Annotated in this window: 23 protein-coding genes; 1 reads left to right on the plus strand and 22 read right to left on the minus strand. The window is 56.4% G+C overall.

Annotated features, from left to right (window positions below; all coding sequences use genetic code 11):
• Positions 1-626 precede the first annotated feature (626 nt).
• The 8 genes from rpoS to RHM56_RS17070 form a co-directional block, all read right to left on the minus strand.
• Entirely contained in the window at positions 627-1,631 is a 1,005-nt protein-coding gene (gene rpoS / locus RHM56_RS17035; RefSeq protein ID WP_322234248.1) for an RNA polymerase sigma factor RpoS, read from the minus strand.
• 108 nt (positions 1,632-1,739) lie between these two features.
• Positions 1,740-2,567 (minus strand): peptidoglycan DD-metalloendopeptidase family protein, encoded by an 828-nt coding sequence (locus RHM56_RS17040; RefSeq protein ID WP_322234251.1) that lies wholly within the window; start codon positions 2,565-2,567, stop codon positions 1,740-1,742.
• Positions 2,568-2,776: 209 nt separating this feature from the next.
• Positions 2,777-3,412: a protein-L-isoaspartate(D-aspartate) O-methyltransferase gene (locus RHM56_RS17045; protein WP_322241798.1), complete on the minus strand. Its 636-nt coding sequence runs from the start codon at positions 3,410-3,412 to the stop codon at positions 2,777-2,779.
• 41 nt (positions 3,413-3,453) lie between these two features.
• A complete protein-coding gene (surE, locus tag RHM56_RS17050; protein ID WP_322234254.1) occupies positions 3,454-4,203 on the minus strand; it encodes a 5'/3'-nucleotidase SurE in 750 nt (249 codons plus the stop codon).
• Positions 4,191-5,249 carry a tRNA pseudouridine(13) synthase TruD gene (truD, locus tag RHM56_RS17055; RefSeq protein ID WP_322234256.1) on the minus strand — a complete coding sequence of 353 codons (1,059 nt, stop codon included), beginning with the start codon at positions 5,247-5,249 and terminating at the stop codon, positions 4,191-4,193. The genes surE and truD overlap by 13 nt, the downstream gene beginning before the upstream one ends.
• Positions 5,246-5,719, minus strand: coding sequence for a 2-C-methyl-D-erythritol 2,4-cyclodiphosphate synthase (gene ispF / locus RHM56_RS17060; RefSeq protein WP_322234258.1), 474 nt, complete (start codon positions 5,717-5,719; stop codon positions 5,246-5,248). The genes truD and ispF overlap by 4 nt, the downstream gene beginning before the upstream one ends.
• 52 nt (positions 5,720-5,771) lie before the next feature.
• Positions 5,772-6,617 carry an S-formylglutathione hydrolase gene (gene fghA / locus RHM56_RS17065; protein ID WP_322234260.1) on the minus strand — a complete coding sequence of 282 codons (846 nt, stop codon included), beginning with the start codon at positions 6,615-6,617 and terminating at the stop codon, positions 5,772-5,774.
• Positions 6,618-6,770: 153 nt separating this feature from the next.
• Complete coding sequence (locus RHM56_RS17070) at positions 6,771-7,883, minus strand: S-(hydroxymethyl)glutathione dehydrogenase/class III alcohol dehydrogenase (protein WP_322234263.1); 1,113 nt, start codon at positions 7,881-7,883, stop codon at positions 6,771-6,773.
• A 108-nt stretch (positions 7,884-7,991) separates the two neighbouring features.
• Here RHM56_RS17070 and RHM56_RS17075 point away from each other — a divergent pair, with 108 nt between their 5' ends.
• Positions 7,992-8,888, plus strand: coding sequence for a LysR substrate-binding domain-containing protein (locus RHM56_RS17075; RefSeq protein WP_322234265.1), 897 nt, complete (start codon positions 7,992-7,994; stop codon positions 8,886-8,888).
• Between the two features lie 74 nt (positions 8,889-8,962).
• Here RHM56_RS17075 and ispD read toward each other — a convergent pair whose 3' ends face one another.
• From ispD to RHM56_RS17145, 14 genes are all read right to left on the minus strand, one after another.
• Positions 8,963-9,667 carry a 2-C-methyl-D-erythritol 4-phosphate cytidylyltransferase gene (ispD, locus tag RHM56_RS17080; RefSeq protein ID WP_322234268.1) on the minus strand — a complete coding sequence of 235 codons (705 nt, stop codon included), beginning with the start codon at positions 9,665-9,667 and terminating at the stop codon, positions 8,963-8,965.
• On the minus strand, positions 9,664-9,942 hold the full coding sequence (gene ftsB, locus RHM56_RS17085) for a cell division protein FtsB (RefSeq protein WP_019411453.1): 279 nt from the start codon (positions 9,940-9,942) through the stop codon (positions 9,664-9,666). Before ftsB ends, ispD begins: the two co-directional genes overlap by 4 nt.
• Positions 9,943-10,111: 169 nt before the next feature.
• Positions 10,112-11,401: a phosphopyruvate hydratase gene (gene eno, locus RHM56_RS17090; protein ID WP_322234271.1), complete on the minus strand. Its 1,290-nt coding sequence runs from the start codon at positions 11,399-11,401 to the stop codon at positions 10,112-10,114.
• Positions 11,402-11,554: 153 nt separating this feature from the next.
• Entirely contained in the window at positions 11,555-12,400 is an 846-nt protein-coding gene (kdsA, locus tag RHM56_RS17095) for a 3-deoxy-8-phosphooctulonate synthase (protein WP_019411455.1), read from the minus strand.
• Positions 12,401-12,405: 5 nt separating this feature from the next.
• Positions 12,406-14,037: a CTP synthase gene (locus tag RHM56_RS17100; RefSeq protein ID WP_322234273.1), complete on the minus strand. Its 1,632-nt coding sequence runs from the start codon at positions 14,035-14,037 to the stop codon at positions 12,406-12,408.
• A gap of 290 nt (positions 14,038-14,327) precedes the next feature.
• Positions 14,328-15,626, minus strand: a complete 1,299-nt coding sequence (tilS, locus tag RHM56_RS17105) for a tRNA lysidine(34) synthetase TilS (protein ID WP_322234276.1) — start codon at positions 15,624-15,626, stop codon at positions 14,328-14,330.
• Positions 15,627-15,803: 177 nt separating this feature from the next.
• On the minus strand, positions 15,804-16,751 hold the full coding sequence (locus RHM56_RS17110; RefSeq protein ID WP_322234279.1) for an acetyl-CoA carboxylase carboxyltransferase subunit alpha: 948 nt from the start codon (positions 16,749-16,751) through the stop codon (positions 15,804-15,806).
• 184 nt (positions 16,752-16,935) lie between these two features.
• Entirely contained in the window at positions 16,936-20,457 is a 3,522-nt protein-coding gene (dnaE, locus tag RHM56_RS17115) for a DNA polymerase III subunit alpha (protein WP_322234281.1), read from the minus strand.
• Between the two features lie 78 nt (positions 20,458-20,535).
• Positions 20,536-21,162, minus strand: a complete 627-nt coding sequence (gene rnhB / locus RHM56_RS17120; protein WP_019411580.1) for a ribonuclease HII — start codon at positions 21,160-21,162, stop codon at positions 20,536-20,538.
• Between the two features lie 11 nt (positions 21,163-21,173).
• Positions 21,174-22,304, minus strand: coding sequence for a lipid-A-disaccharide synthase (gene lpxB, locus RHM56_RS17125; RefSeq protein WP_322234284.1), 1,131 nt, complete (start codon positions 22,302-22,304; stop codon positions 21,174-21,176).
• 2 nt (positions 22,305-22,306) lie between these two features.
• On the minus strand, positions 22,307-23,083 hold the full coding sequence (lpxA, locus tag RHM56_RS17130; protein WP_322234286.1) for an acyl-ACP--UDP-N-acetylglucosamine O-acyltransferase: 777 nt from the start codon (positions 23,081-23,083) through the stop codon (positions 22,307-22,309).
• On the minus strand, positions 23,080-23,520 hold the full coding sequence (fabZ, locus tag RHM56_RS17135) for a 3-hydroxyacyl-ACP dehydratase FabZ (RefSeq protein WP_019411583.1): 441 nt from the start codon (positions 23,518-23,520) through the stop codon (positions 23,080-23,082). Before fabZ ends, lpxA begins: the two co-directional genes overlap by 4 nt.
• Before the next feature lie 109 nt (positions 23,521-23,629).
• Entirely contained in the window at positions 23,630-24,685 is a 1,056-nt protein-coding gene (gene lpxD, locus RHM56_RS17140) for a UDP-3-O-(3-hydroxymyristoyl)glucosamine N-acyltransferase (protein WP_322234290.1), read from the minus strand.
• A 2-nt stretch (positions 24,686-24,687) separates the two neighbouring features.
• On the minus strand, positions 24,688-25,191 hold the full coding sequence (locus tag RHM56_RS17145; RefSeq protein WP_019411585.1) for an OmpH family outer membrane protein: 504 nt from the start codon (positions 25,189-25,191) through the stop codon (positions 24,688-24,690).
• Positions 25,192-25,201: the final 10 nt, after the last annotated feature.

Genomic DNA, 25,201 nt, shown 5'->3' on the forward strand with positions numbered 1-25,201 from the left:
AACGGTTTTTCAGACGTGTAACGCAAAACGCCCAAGGCCATTAATGCCTTGGGCGTTTTTCTTTGAATTCGGGCCCACACTTAAGGCATGCGCTAAAACACTTTTTTCAGGCAAAAAAAAGGGGCGGTTTGACCCGCCCACATTTTTTCCCTAATCCCTTTTGTTCCTTCTCATCATCCTGATGAATTGCATCCTGCAATGTCCTTAGCGTTCTTCCCTGAGCGCCGTGTCGATCCGTCGACACAGTTAAGATACTAGAGGCTTCTGAAATTGCTGCAACCGCACCAGTTATAGCTTTTTATTACGAGAAGGGGACTCAAAAATCAATGAAACCTTTAATTTTCAATGACTTATAAAAAATTTAAAGTAAGAAAAAGTCATTCCTGACCATGTCTTACGCTGTTGGCTTACAGAAAACGTAAGTAAAGACTTACAGCCGCTCGCTGATAAAGCTCAACTTCGTACGTGACACGACATTTCCAACCCACATATTTAACAGACCAAGCCGAAAAGATGCCTGAGTTCGTGCTGCGTCTACAGCATCTGACGCACAGCCTCTGCATGCGTGCGTTTACGCCGCTCATAAAAAAACCCCGAAAATCGGGGTTTTAGTCAACAAACTACGCTTACTGAAACAGTGACTCACTCGATAGGCCATTACGTTCGAGGATCTCTCGCAGTCGCTTGAGCCCCTCAACCTGGATCTGTCGCACACGTTCACGCGTCAGGCCGATCTCCAACCCTACATCCTCAAGGGTGCTGCTTTCATGCCCACGCAGCCCGAAACGGCGAATCACCACCTCACGCTGTTTGTCTGTCAGTTCGGACAGCCACTGATCAATGCTCTGCGATAAATCATCGTCCTGAAGCAGCTCACAAGGGTCTGTAGGGCGATCGTCCGTCAGGGTATCAAGCAGTGTTTTGTCTGAGTCCGGGCCTAAAGAAACGTCTACCGAGGACACCCGCTCATTGAGCCCAAGCATGCGCTTGACCTCTGCGACAGGCTTTTCAAGCAGATTGGCAATTTCTTCAGGGGAAGGTTCGTGATCGAGCTTTTGCGTAAGTTCGCGTGCGGCTCGCAGGTAGACGTTGAGTTCTTTGACAACATGGATCGGTAAACGAATGGTGCGGGTCTGATTCATGATCGCCCGTTCAATCGTCTGGCGAATCCACCAGGTGGCGTAGGTCGAGAAGCGGAAGCCGCGTTCCGGATCAAATTTCTCGACAGCTCGAATCAATCCCAGGTTGCCCTCTTCAATCAGGTCTAGCAGCGATAACCCGCGATTGACATAGCGTCGGGCGATTTTCACCACCAGTCGCAAGTTACTTTCAATCATGCGTTTTCGCCCAGCCGGATCCCCACTCTGCGACAAGCGCGCATAGTGAACTTCTTCTGCGGGGGAGAGTAACGGGGAGAAGCCAATTTCATTGAGGTACAACTGAGTCGCATCAAGCGCCCGGGTGTAGTCAATGTACTTGTGCTGTTTTGAAGCAGGTGCTTTTTTTGACTTGGTGCGAGTGGTAGGGGTTGAATCATCTTCTTCTGACATCAAGTCACTTTCGATGCTGGAGTCCATAAGGAGCACCTCATCGTCGATGTCAAACCCCGGCGCTTCTTTACTGAGAGCCATTGTTATAGTCCTTTGGTGAGTTCGACCTCAAGCTCAAGCATCGCCTTTATCCTTGGCAACGCTGGAGCCTGTTCCTTTTAGCTACATCAGGAACAGGCTGGTAACTGATCAACGGCGTGGTAGGAATTGCAGTGGATCTACAGGTTTACCTTGACGGCGAATTTCAAAGTGAAGTTTCACCCGGTCTGTACCAGTTGACCCCATTTCGGCAATTGTCTGTCCGACCTTGACCTGCTGCCCCTCCCGAACCAACAACCTGCGGTTATGACCATAGGCACTGACGTAGGTGTCGCTGTGTTTGATGATGACTAATTCGCCGTAGCCCCTCAATCCACTGCCGGCGTATACAACTGACCCATCAGACGCAGCTAAAACAGGCTGTCCCAAATCTCCGGCAATATCAATACCTTTATTCAAACTACCGTTTGAAGAAAATTTGCCTATCAAAATACCATCAGCGGGCCATCCCCAGCCTTTTGGAGCAGGCCCGTCCGGCAACGGCGCGGGTGCTGCAGGCGCTGTTGTTGTGGCACCAGAACGCTTGATAACCGTGGTCTTGCTGCCCGCAGAAGACGACACGACGGTGGTGGTCGAGCCCCCTGCTGGTACCGTGCCTGCACGGCCATCAAAACGAATGGTCTGGCCTGGAACGATCGTGAACGGCGCATCAATCTTGTTGCGTGCAGCCAGTGCTTTCCAATCCCAACCGTAGCGAAAGGCAATTGAAAACAAGGTATCGCCACGTCGTACCACGTACTGGCCAGTGGTCACTGCCGGGCGCTGGGCCACTCCATTACGACTACCGGTGCTTGTACTCGTTTTGGATGCGCTGGAGCACGCCGCCAGCAAAACCAGGGCGGCGCTTAACACTAGACCGACCGCGAGTCTCTGATAGCTTTTGGTCCCTATACGCTGCGTAATGACTGTGAGACTCACCCGCCGCTCCCTTTGAAGATGGCTAAATATTAAAACGCCAGTAACGGCCCTCGATGGGCGCAAGTATAACTGGCCTTCGCAGCTTTACAGATCGCAAAGCCAACTCATAAACACAATGTTCAATGTTAAACACGCACTGGGCAGGGCCTGCCCGCTGGGCTGTATGACCCGTACCCGGTCTTATAATTCATCCGGGCCGATCTAAAGGTTCAGGCCAGCGGCCCATTGAGCAGTGGCACAAAGCGCACATTGCCAATCACCCGCCTGGCAAAACCGTGATCTTCGCGCACGATTAGCATCAGTTGTTGAACATCGCCCGCGCCGACTGGAATCACCAGACGGCCGCCAGGCGCCAGTTGATCAAGCAATGCCTGAGGAACATCTGTCGCCACAGCGGTCACGATAATGCCGTTGTAAGGTGCCAGCGCTGGCCAGCCTTCCCAGCCATCACCCCAGCGGAAAACCACGTTGCGCAGGTTGAGTTCGAGCAACCGCTCTTTGGCCCGATCCTGCAATACCTTGATTCGTTCGACCGAGAAGATCCGCTCAACCAGCTGCGACAGCACAGCCGTCTGGTAACCCGAGCCGGTGCCGATCTCCATGACCTTGTCCAGCGGGCCATCTTCCAGCAGCAACTCGCTCATGCGCGCCACCATATAAGGCTGGGAGATGGTCTGGTTGTTGCCAATCGGCAGCGCCGTGTCTTCGTAAGCCCGGTGCGCCAAGGCTTCATCGACAAACAGGTGACGGGGTGTGCGACGAATGACTTCAAGCACGTTCTGGTTAACGATGCCCTCTTCACGCAAGCGCTGAATCAGACGCTCGCGTGTACGTTCAGAGGTCATGCCAATGCCACGATGCATCAGGCCATCCTGCTCGCGCGCCATCAGCCCAACCCCTCCAGCCAGCCATCAAGGCTTTTGAACCCATCGCTGAAGGTGCGATCCAGTTGCAACGGCGTAATCGACACATAGCCTTGCATCACCGCATGGAAATCGGTGCCCGGCCCGCCGTCTTCAGCATCGCCAGCCGCCGCAATCCAATAACCGGCCTTGCCGCGCGGATCAACAACGCGAACCGGAGCCGCCGCGCGCGCGCGATGCCCCAGACGGGTCAGCTGGATTCCACGGATTTTCTCAAGTGGCAAGTTAGGAATATTAACGTTGAGCACCGTGCGCGGCGGCAGATCGAGCAAAGGATGGGCTTCGACCAGCTTACGGGCAAAATACGCGGCGGTCGGCAGGTTATCGACCTGACGCGACACCAGCGAAAAAGCAAACGAAGGACGCTCCAGAAAACGCCCTTCAAGCGCCGCCGCCACGGTGCCCGAATACAGCACGTCGTCACCCAGGTTGGCGCCCATATTGATCCCTGAAACCACCATGTCCGGCTGCTGTGCCAACAAGCCATTAAGACCCAGGTGCACGCAATCGGTCGGCGTGCCATTGATGCTGATAAATCCATTGGCCAGGGTGTGCGGATGCAGGGGACGGTCCAGCGTCAGCGAGCTGCTCGCGCCACTTTTGTCTTGCTCGGGGGCAATCACCACGCATTCGCAGTAATCGGCCAATGCGCCAAAAAGCGCGGCAATCCCCGGGGCGGTGACCCCATCATCGTTTGAAATCAGAATACGCATAGGCTGTCCGTTTGACCCAAAGACACCAGATCAACAAGTTCGCGCACCAGAACAGTGGCGAAGCATCCGGCCGGCAGTACAAATTCCAGTTGCAAAATATCTGGCTGCGGATAATGCCACGTCAATCGGCCAATGGGCAGCCGCAGGATGCGTCGTTCATGGCTCATTCCCGCCCGAACCAGCCAGTCGCGCAAATCAGCTTCGCGCTCGGCAATCGACTGTTCCAGCGCCTGGGTTGCACCCGTGGTCGGTGACTCGCCCTCGCCCCACTGCGGGCCAGTGGGGTGAAGGTCAAGAATAGCCAAGCGCGGGTCGCTGCACTCAGCCTCGCCCGCCGGGAAAAAACTGCGGCTGTCAGTAAACGCCAGTAAATCGCCCACCTGCGCACGCTGCCAGGAGCCATCGGCCACCCGTGCGGCCAACACTTGGTTGAACAGGTAGCTGCGGGCAGTGGACAGCAGCCGCGAACGCACATTGCGCTGCTCAGGCAGGGCTTTACGCGCAGCGTAATCGCGTGCCTCGCCCACATTGCCGCCCTGCCAGCCAAAACGCTGCGTGCCGAAATAGTTGGGCACGCCCTGCTTGGCGATCAGCTCCAGGCGCTGTTGCAACGCGTCCTTGTCAGCGACCAATTGCGTGAGGCGCAACGTGAAACCGTTAGCCGCGTGGGCGCCGCGCTGCAATTTACGCTTGTGACGGGAGGTCTTGAGGATTTTAAGCGTGTCGTTTTCGGCACCCGACAAGTCGGGGTCAGCCTTGCCCGGCAGCTGCACGCTGAACCATTGTCGGGTCAGCGCCTGGCGGTCTTTCAAGCCCGCGTAACTCACCGTACGCAACGGCACTCCCGCGGCCTTGGCAATACGCCGCGCCGCTTCTTCAGTGTTCAGGCCACGCTTTTCGACCCACAACCACAGATGCTCGCCATCGCCGGACAACGGAATATCAAGCACTTCGTCGACTTGAAAATCCTCGGCCGTGGCCTTGAGCACCGCAGTGCCCAATGGCTCGCCGTAAGCGGTCGGCCCCAGCAGATCACGCTCGTTCATGCGCGAACCAACAACGCAATGGCGTGCACCGCGATGCCTTCTTCGCGGCCCACAAAACCGAGTTTTTCAGTGGTGGTGGCTTTTACGTTTACCTGGTCCAAATCAACCTCAAGATCCGCCGCTATCAGCGCACGCATCGTTTCGATATGCGGCGCCATTTTCGGCGCCTGAGCAATGATGGTGTTGTCGACATTGCCGACTTTCCAGCCCTTGGCATGGATCAGACCCACGACATGGCGCAACAGGACGCGGCTGTCTGCGCCCTTGAATTGCGGGTCGGTGTCTGGAAAATGTTTGCCGATGTCGCCCAGTGCCGCCGCCCCCAGCAGTGCATCGCTGAGCGCGTGCAAAAGCACATCGCCATCAGAGTGGGCCAACAACCCGAATTTATGTGCAATACGCACGCCGCCCAGGGTTATAAAATCGCCTTCAGCAAAACAGTGCACATCATAGCCGTGGCCAATACGCATAAAAAAACGCCCCGATTAAGTCAGGGCGTGATTCTACCTACTTTGGTCACTATTAGGCGCTTAGTGCGCGCGCGTGATGACGCAAGTGATCATCTATAAAGCTGGCGATGAAGAAATAGCTGTGGTCATAGCCCGGCTGCAGACGCAAGGTCAGCGGGTGATCAGCCAATTTGGCCGCTTGTTGCAACGCTTCAGGCTTAAGCTGGACGGCTAAAAAGTCGTCCCTGTCGCCTTGATCCACCAGCAACGGCAGCTTTTCACGGGCCTCACTGATCAACACACACGCATCCCACTCACGCCAGCGCGCACGTTCTTCGCCCAAGTAATGCGAAAACGCCTTTTGCCCCCAAGGGCAATCCATCGGGTTGCTGATCGGTGCAAAGGCCGACACTGACTGATAGCGCCCCGGATTACGCAAGGCACACACCAGCGCGCCGTGCCCACCCATGGAATGGCCGCTGATCCCGCGTTTTTGCGACGCTGGAAAATGCGCTTCGACCAACGCCGGCAGCTCCTGCACCACGTAATCGTGCATGCGGTAATGCTGAGCCCAGGGTTGCTGGGTCGCGTTCAGGTAAAAACCTGCGCCCAGACCAAAATCCCAGGCCGCATTCGGATCATCCGGCACACCCTCGCCGCGCGGGCTGGTGTCCGGGCACACAATAATCAGGCCCAGTTCGGCGGCCATCTTCATGGCGCCAGCCTTGTGCATGAAGTTCTCATCGGTGCAGGTCAGCCCCGACAACCAGTACAGCACGGGCAGTTTTGCGCCCTGCTCGGCTTGCGGCGGCAGATACACGGCAAACACCATGTCACAGCCCAACACTTCAGAGCGATGCGTATAACGCTTGTGCCAGCCGCCGAAGCTCTTCTGGCAGGAAATATTTGTTAAGGGCATAGAAGCAGCTCCAAGCTTTTAGCTGCAAACCGCATGATAGGCCCACTGTAGGAGCGAGCTTGCCTCGCGATCTTTTGATCTTTAAAAAGATCGCGAGGCAAGCTCGCTCCTACAGAGTCAGTGATTGGGCTTACCCCGGCTTGTAGCTATTCGTCAGAATTTAATAACAGTACGAATGCTTTTGCCTTCATGCATCAGGTCAAATGCCTTGTTGATATCTTCCAGGCCCATGGTGTGGGTGATGAACGTATCCAGCGGGATCTCGCCGGTTTGCGCCATCTCGACATAACTTGGCAGTTCAGTACGACCGCGCACGCCACCGAACGCCGAACCGCGCCAGACGCGACCGGTGACCAGTTGGAACGGACGGGTCGAGATTTCCTGGCCAGCACCGGCCACACCAATGACCACCGACTCGCCCCACCCTTTGTGGCAGCACTCCAACGCCGCACGCATCAAGTGCACATTGCCGATGCACTCGAAGGAGAAATCAACACCGCCGTCAGTCATGTCGACGATCACTTCTTGAATCGGGCGATCAAAGTCTTTCGGGTTTACGCAGTCTGTCGCGCCCAGTTGTTTGGCGATCTCAAACTTGGCCGGGTTGATGTCGATGGCAATAATCCGCGCCGCCTTGGCTTTTACGGCGCCGATCACGGCCGACAGGCCAATGCCGCCCAGGCCGAAAATAGCCACCGTGTCGCCCGGCTTGACCTTGGCGGTGTTGAGCACTGCGCCGATGCCGGTGGTTACACCGCAACCCAGCAGGCAGACTTTTTCCAGCGGCGCTTCTTTCTGAATCTTGGCGACGGAGATTTCCGGGAGCACGGTGTACTCGGAGAACGTCGAAGTGCCCATGTAGTGGAAAATTGGCTGACCTTTGTAAGAGAAGCGCGTAGTGCCGTCAGGCATCAAGCCTTTGCCCTGGGTTGAGCGAATCGCCTGACACAGGTTGGTCTTGCCAGACAGGCAGAATTTGCACTGACGGCATTCCGGGGTGTACAGCGGGATCACATGGTCACCGACGGCAACCGAGGTTACGCCTTCGCCGATGGCCTCAACGATTGCGCCGCCTTCGTGACCCAAAATCGACGGGAAGATGCCTTCCGGATCCGCGCCTGACAAGGTGTAGGCGTCGGTGTGGCAAACACCCGAAGCCACGACGCGCAACAGCACTTCGCCCGCCTTGGGCATGGCAACGTCTACTTCTACGATTTCCAGCGGCTTTTTGGCCTCGAATGCTACGGCAGCACGTGACTTGATCATCCATCGTCTCCAGCAAAGTAAAAACAAGACGCCGAGTGTAAATCAGCGCTGAGTGATTAATAATCCAGGCAAAAGCAAAACATTATTGCTCTACAGGGACAATCAACCGTGAACGAGAACCGCTGGGAAGGTATAGACGAATTTGTGGCCGTAGCCGAATGCGGTCAGTTCACGGCCGCAGCCGAAAGCCTCGGCGTGTCGTCTTCACACATCAGCCGCCAGGTCGCCCGCCTTGAAGAACGCCTGCAAACTCGCCTGTTCTACCGAAGTACCCGAAGAGTGACGCTGACTGAAGCCGGGCAAACTTTTTTGCAACATTGTCAGCGCCTGCAAGACGGCCGCGAAGAAGCCCTGCGGGCCATCGGCGACTTGGCCAGCGAACCCAAAGGCATGCTGCGCATGACGTGCGCAGTGGCCTACGGCGAGCGCTTTATTGTGCCGCTGGTGACGCGTTTTATGGGGCTATACCCACAATTGCGGGTCGACATTGAACTGAGCAATCGGCCCTTGGACCTGGTGCACGAAAGCCTTGATCTGGCGATTCGACTTGGCCGACTACAGGACTCAAGGTTGGTTGCGACCCGTCTGGCGCCCCGACGCATGTACCTGTGCGCGTCGCCGTCTTATCTGGAACATTACGGGCGCCCCCACAGCTTGTCGGAATTGAGCCGCCACAACTGCCTGATTGGCAGTTCGGACATCTGGCAACTGAAGCAGGATGGACGAGAATTTTCGCAGCGAGTACAAGGCAATTGGCGCTGCAACAGCGGGCAAGCGGTGCTGGACGCGGCACTGCAAGGCGTTGGCTTGTGTCAGCTACCGGACTATTACGTACTGGAGCATCTAAAGACCGGTGCACTGGTGTCGCTGCTCGACGCGCATCAACCGCCCAACACCGCCGTCTGGGGGCTGTACCCGCAGCAACGGCATTTGTCGCCCAAAGTCAGAAAGCTGGTGGATTATCTGAAGGAAGGATTGGCCAAGCGGGAGGAGTATTTGAGCTAGGCACTTCGCCAGGTTTCTGTAGTCGCTGTCGAGGCACGAAGGCTGCGACTACGGATGTGTGCAGCTTTGTCCGATCAGCGGTTAGCCCAGCGCAGGCGTAGCCACTCAAGGTCTTCGGGGCGGGTGACTTTGATGTTGTCCGAACGGCCTTCGATCAGGCGCGGGGCCAAACCTGCCCACTCCATTGCGGACGATTCATCCGTAATGTTGGCATCCGCCACCAGACTGTCAGCCAAAGCACGATGCAATGCCCCCAGTCGGAACATCTGCGGCGTATAAGCCTGCCAGATCAAGCTACGATCGACGGTTTCGACCGCACGACCATTTTTGTCCACGCGTTTGAGGGTGTCACGCGCCGGGACTGCGAGCAAACCACCCACCGGGTCGTCTGCCAATTCACTGAGCAGCTTGTCCAGATCCTCACGTGACAGGTTGGGCCGTGCCGCATCGTGCACCAGCACCCAGTCGTCATCGCCAGCACCCTGGGCATGCAGGTACAACAAGGCGTTCAATACTGAATCAGCACGCTCGCGACCACCGTCAACCCGGGCAATGCGCGGGTCGGCAGCACACTGCAGAGACGGCCAGAAGGGATCATCAAACGCCAGACTGACCACCAGCCCTTTGAGGCCAGGGTGATCAAGAAAACAGCCAAGGCTGTGTTCAAGAATACTGCGCCCGCCCAACTGCAAATACTGTTTGGGACGGTCCGCGGCCATACGGGCACCCACGCCCGCGGCAGGAATCACGGCCCAGAAGGCCGCAGATGTATAGCTCATTGGGCCAACTGGTAGAGGGTTTCGCCCTCTTTCACCATGCCCAACTCATGGCGAGCGCGTTCTTCAACGGTCTCCATGCCTTTTTTCAACTCAAGCACTTCCGCATCCAGCACGCGGTTTCGCTCCAGCAACACTTCGTTTTCAGCACGTTGATCAGCGATTTGCTGGGTCAGGTCGGTTACCTGCGCCAAACTCCCATTCCCCACCCACAGGCGATACTGCAGGCCAGCCAGAAGCAAGAGCAAAATGAGGAACAACCAATTGGGACTGCGCATCGAATATCAGGTATCCAGTGAAAAGACAGCCATGCCGACAAACGTAAACAACTAACAGTACAAAGCCTGGAAGAACCAGGCTTGTACTTGATAAGCATCAGATTAGTGTCAAAAGACTCGCGATGGCGAGTTTTCTGACACTGTCTGTGGTCTTTTTACCACCAACTGCTTAGCCGCGGAACTCGCTGCGACCGTTGTACTTGGCTTTTGCCCCCAATTGCTCTTCGATACGCAGCAATTGGTTGTACTTGGAAACGCGATCAGAACGGCACAGGGAGCCGGTCTTGATCTGGCCAGCCGAAGTACCCACTGCCAGATCGGCGATGGTGGAGTCTTCGGTTTCGCCGGAGCGGTGCGAAATCACAGCGGTGTAACCAGCAGCTTTGGCCATTTGAATGGCTTCCAGCGTTTCGGTCAGGGTGCCGATCTGGTTGAACTTGATCAGGATCGAGTTGGCGATCTTTTTATCGATGCCTTCTTTCAGGATCTTGGTGTTGGTCACGAACAGGTCGTCGCCTACCAACTGAACTTTTTCACCGATTTTGTCGGTCAGGATTTTCCAGCCATCCCAGTCAGACTCGTCCAGGCCGTCTTCGATGGAGATGATCGGGTAACGCTGAGTCAGACCTTTCAGGTACTCGGCGAAACCTTCAGAGCTGAACACCTGGCCTTCGCCGGACAGGTTGTATTTACCGTCTTCGTAGAATTCGCTGGCCGCGCAGTCCAGCGCCAGGGTCACGTCAGTGCCCAAGGTGTAGCCCGCATTGGCGATCGCTTCGGAGATCACTTTCAGTGCATCTTCGTTGGACGCCAGGTTAGGTGCAAAACCACCTTCGTCGCCCACGGCGGTGTTCAGGCCACGGGCCTTCAGCACAGCTTTGAGGTGATGGAAGATTTCAGTGCCCATGCGCAGCGCGTCGGAGAAGGTCTTGGCGCCAACCGGCTGAACCATGAACTCCTGGATATCGACGTTGTTATCAGCATGCTCGCCACCGTTGATGATGTTCATCATCGGAACCGGCATCGAGTAAACACCCGGCGTGCCGTTCAGGTTGGCGATGTGAGCGTACAGCGGCAGGTCCTGGTCCTGAGCCGCAGCCTTGGCAGCCGCCAGGGACACAGCGAGGATCGCGTTAGCGCCCAGAGAACCTTTGTTTTCAGTGCCGTCCAGCGCGATCATCGCGTGGTCCAGCGCTTTTTGATCAACCGGGTCTTTACCCAGCAGCAAATCGCGAATCGGGCCGTTGATGTTGGCAACCGCTTTCAGAACGCCTTTGCCCAGGTAACGGCTTTTGTCGCCATCACGCAGCTCCAACGCTTCGCGCGAGCCGGTGGAAGCACCGGACGGAGCGCAAGCACTGCCGATGATGCCGTTGTCGAGAAGCACGTCGGCTTCCACAGTGGGATTGCCACGGGAGTCGAGAACTTCACGACCTTTGATGTCGACGATTTTTGCCATTGTTGTAAACACTCCAAAGTTGACGAAAACGACGCAGCTGAGGGAAATTTTGTCATCGCCGGCAAGGGTCAAATAACGGGCAGCCTTGCGGACGATAAGGCTCGGGCCCTAAGGCCCGAGAAATCGTGCGGTACTTTACCGGAGAAAAGCGGATCAGGCCGTTTCTATTGTCGGAAAACTTTTAACCAACTCATCCAGCGACTTCAGTTGAGCCAGGAAGGGCTCAAGCTTGTCCAGACGCAAGGCGCAAGGGCCGTCGCATTTGGCGTTGTCTGGATCCGGGTGCGCTTCCAGGAACAAACCGGCCAGGCTTTGGCTGATGCCAGCCTTGGCCAGATCCGTCACTTGAGCACGACGACCACCGGCCGAATCGGCACGACCACCAGGCATTTGCAGCGCGTGGGTCACGTCGAAAAATACCGGGTATTCAAATTGCTTCATGATGCCGAAGCCCAGCATGTCGACTACAAGGTTGTTGTAGCCAAAGCTGGAACCACGCTCACAGAGGATCAACTGATCATTGCCCGCTTCTTCGCATTTGCTCAGGATGTGTTTCATTTCCTGAGGCGCGAGGAATTGGGCTTTTTTGATGTTGATCACGGCACCGGTCTTGGCCATGGCCACGACCAGATCAGTCTGACGCGACAGGAAAGCCGGCAACTGGATGATGTCGCAGACTTCTGCGACCACGGCTGCTTGCGCAGGCTCGTGGACGTCGGTAATCACCGGCACACCAAAGGCTTGCTTGATGTCCTGGAAAATCCGCATGCCCTCTTCGAGGCCGGGGCCACGGTAAGAGCTGACAGATGAACGGTTAGCCTTGTCGAAACTGGCCTTGAAGACGTAAGGAATACCGAGCTTTTCGGTAACGCGTACGTACTCTTCGCACACCTGCATAGCCATATCACGGCTTTCAAGCACGTTCATGCCACCGAACAAGACCATTGGCTTGTCGTTGGCAATTTCGATATTGCCTACACGGATAATCTTTTGCGCCATGCTGTTTATGCCTTCTTCTCGTGTTGCGCCAGTGCTGCTTTGACGAAACCGGTGAACAGTGGATGACCATCACGTGGAGTCGAGGTGAACTCCGGGTGGAACTGGCAGGCAACGAACCAAGGATGATCCGGCGCTTCAACCACTTCTACCAGCGCGCCGTCACCGGAACGACCGGTCACTTTCAGGCCCGCGTCAATCAGTTGTGGCAGCAGGTTGTTGTTCACTTCATAGCGATGACGGTGACGTTCAACAATCACGTCTTTGGCATAGCAATCGTGAACCAGGGAACCGGCTTCAAGCTGGCAATCCTGCGCACCCAGACGCATGGTGCCGCCCAGATCCGAGGTTTCGGTACGGGTTTCGACTGCACCGGTGGCGTCTTCCCACTCAGTGATCAGGCCCACAACCGGGTGGCCGCTGCTGCGATCGAACTCGGTAGAGTTAGCGTCTTTCCAGCCCAGCACGTTACGTGCGAACTCGATAACCGCCACTTGCATACCCAGGCAGATACCCAGGTAAGGCACCTTGTTTTCGCGAGCATATTGAACCGCGGTGATTTTGCCTTCTACGCCGCGCAGACCGAAGCCGCCCGGAACCAGAATGGCATCAGCGCCTTCAAGCAGTTCAGTGCCTTTGTTTTCGATGTCTTCAGAATCGATATAACGCAGGTTGACCTTGGTACGGTTGGAGATACCGGCGTGACTCATCGCTTCGATCAGCGACTTGTACGCGTCCAGCAGTTCCATGTACTTGCCAACCATGGCGATGGTGACTTCGTGTTCCGGGTTGAGCTTGGCATCGACCACTTTGTCCCATTCGGACAGGTCGGCGCTGTTGCATTGCAAGCCAAAACGCTCAACGACGAAATCATCCAGACCCTGAGCGTGCAGCATGCCCGGGATCTTGTAGATGGTGTCGGCGTCTTCCAGCGAAATCACTGCACGCTCTTCAACGTTGGTGAACAGCGCGATCTTGCGACGCGAGGACACATCAACGTGGTGATCGGAACGGCAGATCAGAACGTCTGGCTGCAGGCCGATGGAGCGCAATTCTTTAACCGAGTGTTGCGTTGGTTTGGTTTTCGTTTCGCCAGCAGTGGCGATGTACGGAACCAGAGTCAGGTGCATCAGCATGGCGCGCTTGGCGCCCACTTCGATGCGCAACTGACGGATAGCCTCGAGGAACGGTTGGGACTCAATGTCACCCACAGTGCCGCCAATCTCAACCATCGCTACGTCGGCATCGCCGGCGCCCTTGATGATTCGACGCTTGATTTCGTCGGTGATGTGCGGAATCACCTGGATGGTTGCACCCAGGTAATCACCACGGCGCTCCTTGCGCAGGACGTGTTCGTAAACACGGCCCGTGGTGAAGTTGTTGTTCTGGGTCATGGTCGTGCGGATGAACCGCTCGTAGTGACCCAAGTCCAGGTCGGTCTCGGCGCCGTCGTGAGTGACGAACACTTCACCGTGCTGGAACGGGCTCATGGTGCCCGGATCAACGTTGATGTAGGGGTCCAGCTTCAGCATGGTGACCTTAAGTCCCCGCGCCTCCAGGATGGCTGCCAATGAAGCCGAGGCAATGCCTTTCCCCAATGAAGAAACAACACCGCCCGTGACGAAGATGTAGCGCGTCATGAAAAACCCTAGAAGTCTGCGTTAAAGCGGTCAGAGCCGCCGGGGAGAGCGAAGGAAGGCCGAAGCCCCCAATCACCAGCATTAGTCACAGTGCACCTTTCGAAAAACTGCTGCATTGAAACAGACCGAAGGAAACCAACGGTTCGATACAAGCCACACATTTTTTTAAAATCGCCCAGCAAAGACTGCTTGGTAATCGGCAACATCTGCAATTCTGGTGAATCTACAGAAGTTGTATCAAGAAGGGAGCGTAGTCTACCGGAAAGCCCCTATCAGCTCAAACCTTGATCTCACGAAGTTGGCAACCACTGCAATTGCCAACACCCACGGGGGTCGCAGTCCAGTCCATTGAGGTTTGCTACGGCCAATAACTGCTTATTGCACGATAACAGCGGCAATCTGCCACGCACAAAGCCGGGTACACCCCGCTCGTTAAGCAAGCGTTTGAGATCACGATGACCACGCTGCGCCACCTCCATCACCTCGCCTCCTTGACGATAGCTCACGCGCAGAGGGCCATCGGGAATATCTCCCAGCAAACGAAGCTGGCCATTACCCGGCAATTGCAGTGGCAAGCCCGGGCGCTCCCACAACAAGGGCGCGACAGGCTGGCGCAACCAGTCCCCGCATAACCACCAGATGCGCCCCCCCGCACGATGCAACTCACCCTCGGCCAGTTTCCAGACCGGTTGCGCATCGTCACGGGCATCACGCAGGGCATTCCAGCCCGCCCAATGATCGGTGTCCGGGAGTCGACTGAAGGCTGTCAGCCAATGCCGCAAGGCATTGCGTTGACGCGCCACAGAAAGCGCGGCAATCGGAGCGAGCGCCAGAGATGGCAGCCCAAGCCAGGAAAACTCGGAGTCTGAGCTCGCCCCCGCCAGATCTTGTTGCGCCAACTCATCAAGCAAACCTTGCGCCTCGGCACAATGCGCTGCACTTCGCGCCATGCTGGCAGTCGCTTGCGGCCAGCGCTTGAGCAGCGCCGGAAAGATTTCATGGCGCAAATAGTTGCGTGAAAAGTCTGTTTGCGTGTTGGACGGATCTTCAACCCAGGTCAGCGCATTCGCGCTCGCATACGCCTCAAGCTCGGCCCGAGAAACATCCAGCAAGGGACGGCACAAATGACCCTCCCCCAGCGTTCGCTGTCGCGGCATGCCCGCCAGACCGCTGACCCCTGCTCCACGCAGCAGGCGAAACAGCAAGGTTTCTGCCTGATCGTCGCGGTGCTGGCCGGTCAACAAGACTTCGTGTGCCTGCACAACCGATTCAAAGGCCTGATAACGCGCATCTCGCGCGGCACGCTCAAGGCTTGCACCAGGGCGGACCTGCACGTGAAACACCTGCAACGGCACACCCAGCGAATCACACAGCGCCTGACAATGCGCCGGCCACGCCTCTGAGGCCGCCTGCAAGCCATGATGCACATGGACTGCGGACAGAGCGGGAAGCGAATGGGTTTGGCGCAGATGGGCGAGAAGGTGCAGCAGGACCGTTGAATCAAGGCCGCCAGAGAGTGCGACGTGCCAAGCCTTGGCGTTGCGCCAGGGGGTCAGGGCGTGAAGCAGTTGCGTTGAGAGGTTGGGCATTTCGAGCACCGTCTGGATCAAAAGCCCCCTCACGCGCAGGGACAGCCTGATCATGACCTAAACATGTAGTCGCTGCCGAGGCACGACAGCTGCGATGGGTTGCGACGCGAACCCGGACGGCGGCCCTGCGGACCGCGTCGCAGCCGTCGTGCCTCGTCAGCGACTACAGGCGGTTGATCAGAGACCGTAGCTCATCAGGCGATCATAACGACGCTTGAGCAAGGTTTCGGTGTCCAGCTTTTTCAGCATGTCCAACTGTGATGCCAGTTCGCCACGAATGGTCGCAGACGCTGCCGCCGGGTCGCGATGCGCGCCGCCCAATGGCTCAGTGATTACTTTGTCAACAATACCCAGGCCTTTAAGGCGCTCTGCGGTAATGCCCATGGCTTCTGCTGCGTCCGGCGCTTTTTCGGCGGTTTTCCACAGAATCGATGCGCAACCTTCCGGCGAGATTACCGCGTAAGTCGAGTACTGAAGCATGTTCAGTTGATCGCAAACACCAATCGCCAATGCACCACCCGAGCCCCCTTCACCGATAACAGTGGCGATGATCGGCGTTTTCAAACGCGCCATCACCCGCAGGTTCCAGGCAATCGCTTCGCTCTGGTTGCGCTCTTCTGCGTCGATACCAGGATAAGCACCCGGGGTATCGATGAACGTCAGGATCGGCATTTTGAAGCGTTCAGCCATTTCCATCAGACGGCAGGCTTTACGATAGCCCTCAGGGCGCGGCATGCCGAAATTGCGGCGGACCTTCTCACGGACTTCACGACCTTTCTGATGGCCAATAACCATTACTGGTTGATCATCGAGACGAGCAATACCGCCAACGATGGCAGCGTCATCAGAGAAGTGGCGGTCGCCGTGCAGTTCATCGAACTCAGTGAAGATGTGATCGATGTAGTCCAAGGTGTAAGGACGACGCGGGTGACGGGCCAGGCGAGCAATTTGCCAGCTGGTCAGCTTGCCGAAAATATCTTCAGTCAGCGTTTTGCTTTTGTCTTGCAGGCGAGAGATTTCATCGCTGATGTTCAGCGAATTGTCATTACCGACCAAGCGCAACTCTTCGATTTTGGCTTGCAGGTCAGCAATCGGCTGTTCGAAATCAAGAAAATTCGGGTTCATAAGCATCCGTCTTGGGTCGGCGGCAAAGCATGCCAGCGGGTTCGAAGCCCAGCATTTGCTGGTGATTCCAACCTGACTGGGGCAGCCGGTTGATCTGTATCGCGCCTACCTTAAGGGACAGGCGCTCTCAGGTCGAGATTAAAAATTCAGGTCGAGGTCAGGGCGCGTTAATCGCCCCTGACCGTCAACGGTATTGGAGGAAGACGTTGTCTTTCCCGAACTGGTCACGCAAGGCTTGAATCAAGCTGTCTGCCGGATCAATCCGCCAGGTATCGCCGAACTGCAACGTGGCCTTGGCGTCTTCGCCGGTGTAGTCCATGGTGATCGGGCACGCCCCGCGATGTTTTTTGAACAAATCGCCCAGCACACGCAGTTGATCGCCTTTCAGCGCAGTTTGCGTCACCTTCAGACGCAGACTTTCAGCCAGGCTGGTGCGCGCTTCTTCCATGCTCATCACCCGCTTGACCCGCAGACGCAAGCCACCGGAGAAATCGTCGTTACTGACTTCGCCCTCGACCACCACCATGGCATCCGTCTGCAACAACGATTGTGCCGAATGGAAAGCCTCAGCAAACAGCGACGCCTCAATCCGCCCCGAACGGTCGTCCAGAGTGATGAAGCCCATCTTGTCGCCTTTTTTGTTTTTCATCACCCGCAACGCGATGATCATGCCCGCAACGGTCTGAGTGTCGCGCGCAGGTTTGAGGTCAATGATGCGCTGACGGGCAAAGCGGCGAATTTCACCTTCGTATTCGTCAATCGGATGACCGGTCAGGTACAGGCCAAGGGTATCTTTCTCACCCTTCAAGCGCTCTTTGAGCGTCAGTTCCTTCGCCTTGCGATGGTTAGCGTAGACATCCGCGTCTTCCTCGACAAACAACCCGCCAAACAAGTCGGCATGCCCGCTGTCGTGGGTCCTGGCTGTTTGCTCAGCCGCCTTGATCGCCTCTTCCATCGCCGTGAGCAACACCGCTCGGTTCTGGTCTATGTGCGCTTGATAAGCCTTGGGTTCGTCATGGAAGTAAGGCCCCAGACGATCCAGCGCGCCGCTACGGATCAAACCGTCCAGGGTGCGCTTATTGATACGTTTAAGGTCGACACGTGCGCAGAAATCGAACAAGTCAGTAAACGGACCATCCCTGCGCGCTTCGGTAATGGCCTCAACCGGCCCCTCGCCCACCCCTTTGATCGCACCAAGGCCATAAATGATGCGGCCTTCATCGTTAACCGTGAACTTGAACTCCGAAGCATTCACATCCGGCGCGTCAAGACGCAGCTTCATGGTGCGAATTTCTTCGATCAAGGTCACAACCTTGTCGGTGTTGTGCATATCCGCCGACAGTACCGCGGCCATGAACGGCGCCGGGTAATGGGTTTTCAGCCAGGCCGTCTGGTACGACACCAGGCCGTAGGCGGCGGAGTGGGATTTGTTAAAGCCGTAACCGGCGAACTTCTCTACCAGGTCGAAAATGTTACCGGCCAGGTCAGCATCGATATTGTTGTTGCCACACCCTTCGATGAAACCGCCGCGTTGCTTGGCCATTTCTTCGGGTTTTTTCTTACCCATGGCTCGACGCAGCATGTCAGCGCCGCCGAGGGTGTAACCGGCCATGACCTGTGCAATCTGCATCACTTGTTCTTGGTACAGGATGATGCCGTAGGTCGGCGCCAATACCGGCTTGAGGCCTTCGTACTGGTAATCCGAATGCGGGTACGCCAACTCGGCGCGACCGTGCTTACGGTTGATAAAGTCATCAACCATGCCTGATTGCAGGGGCCCCGGACGGAACAGGGCCACCAGTGCGATCAAGTCTTCGAGGCAGTCGGGCTTGAGCTTTTTGATCAGCTCTTTCATGCCGCGCGACTCAAGCTGGAACACCGCAGTGGTCTCAGCCTTTTGCAGCAACTGATAGGTCGGCTTGTCGTCCAGCGGGATAAAAGCGATGTCCAGCGGCGCTTCATTGACCTTGGCGCGATCACGGTTGATGGTTTTCAGCGCCCAGTCGATAACAGTCAGGGTCCGCAGCCCCAGGAAGTCGAACTTCACCAGCCCTGCCGACTCAACGTCATCCTTGTCGAACTGGGTCACCAGACCGCCGCCCTCTTCGTCGCAGTAAATCGGCGAAAAGTCAGTGAGCTTGGTCGGTGCGATAACCACACCACCGGCGTGCTTGCCCACGTTACGCACAACGCCCTCAAGCTTGCGCGCCATTTCCCAGATTTCGGCGGCTTCTTCATCGACTTTGATGAAGTCACGCAGGATCTCTTCCTGCTCGTACGCTTTTTCGAGGGTCATGCCGACTTCGAACGGAATCATCTTCGACAGACGGTCCGCCAAGCCATAAGACTTACCTTGAACGCGCGCCACGTCGCGGATTACCGCCTTCGCCGCCATCGAACCAAAGGTGATGATCTGGCTTACCGCGTTGCGGCCGTACTTCTCAGCCACATATTCAATAACCCGGTCACGACCATCCATGCAGAAGTCGACGTCGAAGTCGGGCATCGATACCCGTTCCGGGTTAAGGAATCGCTCGAACAGCAGGTCGTATTCCAGCGGATCAAGGTCAGTAATCTTCTGCACATAAGCCACCAGCGACCCGGCACCCGATCCCCGGCCAGGCCCCACCGGCACGCCGTTGCTTTTAGCCCACTGGATAAAGTCCATTACGATCAGGAAGTAACCGGGGAACCCCATCTGGATGATGATATCCAGCTCGAAATTCAGTCGGTCGACGTACACCTGACGCTTGGCGTCGTAATCCTCGGTGGTGTCTTTGGACAGCAGAACGGTGAGGCGCTCTTCCAGACCATCAAACGACACTTTGCGGAAATACTCATCGATGGTCATGCCATCGGGAATCGGGAAGTTGGGCAGGAAGTGAGTACCCAGCTTCACGTCAATATTGCAGCGCTTGGCGATTTCGACCGAGTTCTCCAGCGCCTCGGGCAAATCACTGAACAGCTCGGCCATTTCCTCGGCGCTTTTCAGGTACTGCTGATCGCTGTAGTTCTTGGAGCGACGCGGATCATCGAGGGCCCGGCCTTCGCCGATGCATACGCGCGTTTCGTGGGCTTCGAAATCCTGCTGCTTGAGGAAGCGCACATCGTTGGTTGCCACCAAGGGCGCACCGATAGCGTCAGCCAGCGCCACAGCTGCATGCAAATGCTCTTCGTCATTGGGACGTTTGGTGCGCTGTACTTCCAGGTAAAAACGGTCCGGGAACACCGTCATCCATTCACGGGCCAGGATTTGCGCCTCTTCGGCATTGCCACTGATCAGTGCAAGGCCGATTTCACCCTCTTTGGCCGCTGAGAGCATAATCAAGCCGTCCGCGGCTTCAGCCACCCACTCGCGCTCGATAATTACCTGACCGTTGCGCTGACCGTCGATAAAGCCACGGGAAATCAGCTCAGTCAGGTTGCGATAACCCACGGCATTCATCGCCAACAGGCTGATACGGCTCAGCGGGTTATCCGGGTCTTTGTTCGACAGCCACAAGTCAGCGCCGCAAATCGGCTTGATCCCGCCACCCATGGCTGTTTTATAAAATTTGACGAGGGAGCACATGTTGTTCTGATCGGTCACCGCCACGGCAGGCATATTCATGCCAGCCAGGGTTTTGATCAGCGGTTTGATCCGCACCAGGCCATCGACCAGGGAGTATTCAGTGTGCAGGCGCAGGTGAACGAATGAAGCCGGCATGGTGATCCTGTCTATAAGCTTTGGGAAACAACAAGGCCCGGATTGTACCGGGCCTTGGAAAAAACATCAGCCTTGCGGCTAAACCTTGGCAAGACCTTCAAGGGCCTCATAGGCGCGGCGAACCGGACCAAACGAGCGCCGATGAATCGGTGTCGGGCCCAGACGCTCGAGCGCTTCCAGATGGACGGTCGTCGGATAGCCTTTGTGACCGCCAATCCCGTAGCCAGGATATTGCAGCTCGAATGCCGCCATTTCGCGATCACGGCTGACCTTGGCCAGAATTGAGGCCGCTGCAATGGCAGGCACTTTACTGTCGCCTTTGACCACTGCCTCGGCAGGCATCGCTAATTTGGGGCAGCGATTGCCATCGATCATCGCCAGTTTGGGGGTAATGCTCAGCCCCTCCACCGCGCGCTGCATGGCCAGCATCGTGGCATGCAAAATATTCAGTTCGTCGATTTCCTCGACTTCAGCCCGCGCGATATGCCAGCTCAGCGCTTTTTCACAGATTTCGTCAAAGAGCTTCTCGCGACGTGCCTCAGTGAGCTTCTTGGAGTCGTTAAGCCCCGCGATAGGACGCGCAGGGTCGAGAATCACCGCTGCCGTGACCACTGCGCCGCATAACGGGCCACGACCGACTTCATCAACGCCGGCAACGAGATCGTCGACCTGATTGACCAGGTTGAAGTCCAATCCGATTTGCATATTCACTGTACTCATTTGGATGTTGCGATCAGACCCAGTACCGCGTCTGCGGCCTGATTGGAGGCGTCCAGGCGCAAGGTTCGATGGATCTCATCGAAGCCACGGGTTTGTTCTTCGCCACTGTCCAGCAAAGGCAGCAGGGTTTCAGCCAACGCCTCGGGAGTCGCCGCATCTTGCAATAACTCAGGCACCAGCAGCCGTTGAGCCAGCAAGTTGGGCAAAGACACGTAAGGGCTTTTAACCAAGCGCTTGAGAATCCAGAACGTCAGCGACGAGAGACGATAAGCGACGACCATCGGACGCTTGTACAGCAGCGCCTCCAGGGTGGCAGTACCAGACGCAATCAGCACCGCATCGCAGGCGGCCAGCGCCACGTGTGATTGGCCATCGAGCAAGGTCACGGGCACATCACGACCGGCCAGCAGTTGCTCAATCTGGATACGCCGCGCATGGCTGGCGCACGGCAGGACGAAGCGTACTTCGGGGCGCGCCTCGCGAATTTTCTGCGCTGCATCGAGAAACAAACCACCCAGCTTGCCGACTTCGCCGCCACGGCTGCCTGGCATCAGAGCCACCAACGGCCCATCAGGCAAACCCAATTCAGCGCGGGCCGCTGCACGATCGGCTTCAAGCGGAATGGCATCTGCCAATGAGTGCCCGACAAACCGAACCGGAACACCCTTCTCTTCGTAGAATTTGGCTTCAAACGGAAACAGCGTGAGCATCAAATCGCAGCCTTCGCGGATTTTCAGCACCCGCTTCTGACGCCAGGCCCAGACAGACGGACTGACGTAGTGCACGGTTTTGATCCCGGCACGGCGCAACTGGAGTTCGATATTGAGGGTAAAGTCAGGCGCATCGATACCGATAAACACATCAGGCTTTTCAGCAATCAGCGTTTGCACCAGGGCTTTGCGGCGCTTGAGCAGCTCGCGCAAACGGCCAAGGACTTCAACCAGCCCCATCACCGATAAACGCTCCATCGGGAAGTAAGAGGTCATGCCCTCGGCTTCCATCAATGGCCCGCCAACACCGATAAATTCGATATCAGGATGCTGAGCCTTAAGCGCTCGCATCAACCCTGAACCCAGAATGTCACCAGAGGCTTCGCCTGCCACCAGCGCAATACGCAATCTAGCCATGACTAGCGCGTAATGCCGCGAGTGGAGGAACGGATGGATTCGACAAACATCGCGACTTCAGGAAATTGCACAGCAGGCTCGGCGAGCTCTGCAAGTGCCTGATCAACCGTCAGACCTTGTCGATACACGACTTTGTACGCTCGACGCAGGGCATGGATGGCTTCGTCACTGAAACCCCGACGACGCATGCCTTCAAAGTTCATGCTGCGCGCCTCGGCAGGGCTGCCGAACACGGTGACGAACGCCGGAACGTCCTTGCCAATAGCCGTGCCCATGCCCGAAAAGCTGTGCGCGCCGATATGGCAGAACTGATGGACCAGCGTAAAACCCGACAGAATGGCCCAATCACCCATATGCACATGGCCCGCCAACGCGGCGTTATTGACCAGAATGCAGTGATTGCCGATGACGCTGTCATGCCCGATGTGGGCATAAGCCATGACCAGGTTGTGATCGCCCAGCGTGGTTTCGGAACGGTCCTGGACCGTGCCACGGTGAATGGTGACCCCTTCACGAATCACGTTGTGATCACCGATCACCAGACGTGTTTCTTCGCCTTTGTACTTCAGATCTGGCGTGTCCTCGCCTACCGAAGAAAACTGGTAGATGCGATTGTGTTTACCAATCTTGGTTGGACCTTTGAGAATCACATGCGGCCCAATCACAGTCCCCTCGCCGATTTCCACACCTGCGCCGATGATCGACCACGGGCCGACCTCGACGTCGTCGGCCAAAATGGCCGTCGGATCGATGATTGCGCGAGGGTCAATCAAACTCATAGTTTGCGTTCCGCACAGATAATTTCAGCCGAGCACACCGGCTTGCCGTCAACCGATGCCTGGCACTCAAACTTCCAGATAGAGCGCTTGCAGCTCAGAAACTTGGCTTCAAGGATCAGTTGGTCACCTGGCAGCACGGGCTGGCGAAAGCGCAGTTTGTCAGAACCTACGAAATAATAGAGTGTGCCGTCTGCCGGTTTAACATCCAGCATTTTGAAACCCAGGATGCCAGCGGCCTGAGCCATGGCTTCAATGATCAATACACCGGGCATGATCGGGTGCGCCGGGAAGTGACCGTTGAAGAAAGGTTCGTTGATGCTGACATTCTTGTAGGCACGAATGCGCTTGTTCTCGACATCCAGATCCACCACCCGGTCCACCAGCAGGAACGGGTAACGGTGGGGCAGATATTCGCGAATCTCGTTGATGTCCATCATTTCGTGGGGAAGCCTGTAATAAAGATTGGGCGCGCGCGACTAAGGCGCGCTCCTCTAGCAAATCAAGGAAGCAAACCAGTGGCTATGCACTCTTGATATGGAAAATGTACTAGCCCTCTGAAGAAGCTTTACCGTTCGGGGTCACTTCCCCAACGCGCTTTTCCAGATGTTTCAGCCGTCTTGCAATGTCATCCAACTGACGAATACGTGCCGCACTTTTGCGCCACTCGGCAGCCGGCTGCATGGCAGTACCGGAAGAATAGGCGCCTGGCTCGGTGATCGAATGAGTCACCATCGTCATGCCAGTCAAGAACACGTTGTCACAAACTTCAATGTGACCCACCAAACCAACACCACCGGCCAGCATGCAATGCTTGCCGATTTTAGTGCTGCCGGAGATCCCCACACAGGCGGCCATCGCCGTATGGTCACCGATTTGAACGTTGTGCGCGATTTGGATCTGGTTATCCAGTTTGACGCCATTACCAATCAGTGTGTCGGCCAAGGCGCCACGGTCGATGGCGGTGTTAACGCCAATTTCGACATCATCACCCAAGGTGACGCCACCAATCTGGGCAATTTTCTGCCAGACACCTTTTTCGTTGGCGAAACCAAAACCTTCACCACCCAGCACAGCACCGGACTGAATGACCACACGCTTGCCAATATGCACATCGTGATAAAGGGTTACGCGAGGGGCCAACCAACCGCCCTCACCGATCGAGCTACGAGCACCGATAAAGCAATGCGCACCCAGGGTGACGCCTGCCGCGATTCGCGCGCCGCTCTCAATCACCACAAACGCACCAATGCTGGCCAAAGGATCAACCACCGCATCATCCGCAATCACAGCCGTCGGGTGAACCCCGGCAGCCGCTTTAGGTTTGGGATCGAACAAATGGGAAATGCGGGCATAGGCCAAATAAGGATCAGGCACAACCAGCGCATCCCCGGCGTACGTCTCAGCGTCGCCAGCCTTGAGCAATACAGCTCCTGCGTGGCAATCGACGAGGTATTTACGGTATTGGGGGTTCGCCAGAAAGCTCAACTGAGCTGGGCCGGCCTCTTGTAAAGTGGCCAGCCCAGTAATTTCTTTCTCCGCAGAGCCACGCAAGGTCGCTCCGAGGAACTCGGCCAATTGGCCGAGCTTTATAGTCGCGGTCATAATTACTTCAGCTGGTTCATGCGCTCGATGACTTGGCGAGTGATGTCGTACTGAGGTTTGACATCAATCACAGCACCACGCTCGAACACCAGGTCAAAGGCGCCTTTCTTGATCACTTCTTCAACAGCGCTGTCCAGTTTTGGCTTCAGCTGTTTCAGCATTTCACGGTCAGCAACCGCTTTGGCTTCGTTCAGTTCTTTGGACTGGAACTGGAAATCGCGCGCCTTTTGCTTGAATTCAAGCTCCAGACGTTCACGCTCGCCCTGCTGCATTTTGTCGCCGCCGCTTACCAGACGGTCCTGAATACCCTTGGCACTGCTTTCCAAGGTTTTCAGCTTGGTCAGTTGAGGACCGAACTTCTTCTCGGCATCCACTGCATAACGCTTGGCAGCGTCTGATTCAAGCAGTGCCATCTGATAGTTCAGCACAGCAATTTTCATGTCTGCAAACGCTGGGCCTGCTGCCAACAGCGAAGCCAGGAGAACCAATTGAGTCAACTTACGCACGATGCACCCC

This window comes from Pseudomonas sp. CCC3.1, from assembly GCF_034347405.1.
GTDB lineage: Bacteria > Pseudomonadota > Gammaproteobacteria > Pseudomonadales > Pseudomonadaceae > Aquipseudomonas.

Bases quoted from the DNA above. Each gene is read 5' to 3' on its own strand.
- rnhB (WP_019411580.1), bottom strand. From the start codon at position 21,162: ATGCAAATCGGATTGGACTTCAACCTGGTCAATCAGGTCGACGATCTC.
- eno (WP_322234271.1), bottom strand. From the start codon at position 11,401: ATGGCAAAAATCGTCGACATCAAAGGTCGTGAAGTTCTCGACTCCCGT.
- fabZ (WP_019411583.1), bottom strand. From the start codon at position 23,520: ATGATGGACATCAACGAGATTCGCGAATATCTGCCCCACCGTTACCCG.
- ispD (WP_322234268.1), bottom strand. From the start codon at position 9,667: ATGAGCTATACATCTGCGGCCTTCTGGGCCGTGATTCCTGCCGCGGGC.
- lpxD (WP_322234290.1), bottom strand. From the start codon at position 24,685: ATGACCGCGACTATAAAGCTCGGCCAATTGGCCGAGTTCCTCGGAGCG.
- ftsB (WP_019411453.1), bottom strand. From the start codon at position 9,942: ATGCGCAGTCCCAATTGGTTGTTCCTCATTTTGCTCTTGCTTCTGGCT.
- dnaE (WP_322234281.1), bottom strand. From the start codon at position 20,457: ATGCCGGCTTCATTCGTTCACCTGCGCCTGCACACTGAATACTCCCTG.
- ispF (WP_322234258.1), bottom strand. From the start codon at position 5,719: ATGCGTATTGGCCACGGCTATGATGTGCACTGTTTTGCTGAAGGCGAT.
- RHM56_RS17070 (WP_322234263.1), bottom strand. From the start codon at position 7,883: ATGATCAAGTCACGTGCTGCCGTAGCATTCGAGGCCAAAAAGCCGCTG.
- tilS (WP_322234276.1), bottom strand. From the start codon at position 15,626: ATGCCCAACCTCTCAACGCAACTGCTTCACGCCCTGACCCCCTGGCGC.
- lpxA (WP_322234286.1), bottom strand. From the start codon at position 23,083: ATGAGTTTGATTGACCCTCGCGCAATCATCGATCCGACGGCCATTTTG.
- RHM56_RS17110 (WP_322234279.1), bottom strand. From the start codon at position 16,751: ATGAACCCGAATTTTCTTGATTTCGAACAGCCGATTGCTGACCTGCAA.
- fghA (WP_322234260.1), bottom strand. From the start codon at position 6,617: ATGCCCTTAACAAATATTTCCTGCCAGAAGAGCTTCGGCGGCTGGCAC.
- RHM56_RS17100 (WP_322234273.1), bottom strand. From the start codon at position 14,037: ATGACGCGCTACATCTTCGTCACGGGCGGTGTTGTTTCTTCATTGGGG.
- kdsA (WP_019411455.1), bottom strand. From the start codon at position 12,400: ATGGCGCAAAAGATTATCCGTGTAGGCAATATCGAAATTGCCAACGAC.
- lpxB (WP_322234284.1), bottom strand. From the start codon at position 22,304: ATGGCTAGATTGCGTATTGCGCTGGTGGCAGGCGAAGCCTCTGGTGAC.
- surE (WP_322234254.1), bottom strand. From the start codon at position 4,203: ATGCGTATTCTGATTTCAAACGATGATGGGGTCACCGCCCCGGGGATT.
- RHM56_RS17045 (WP_322241798.1), bottom strand. From the start codon at position 3,412: ATGACCTCTGAACGTACACGCGAGCGTCTGATTCAGCGCTTGCGTGAA.
- truD (WP_322234256.1), bottom strand. From the start codon at position 5,249: ATGAACGAGCGTGATCTGCTGGGGCCGACCGCTTACGGCGAGCCATTG.
- rpoS (WP_322234248.1), bottom strand. From the start codon at position 1,631: ATGGCTCTCAGTAAAGAAGCGCCGGGGTTTGACATCGACGATGAGGTG.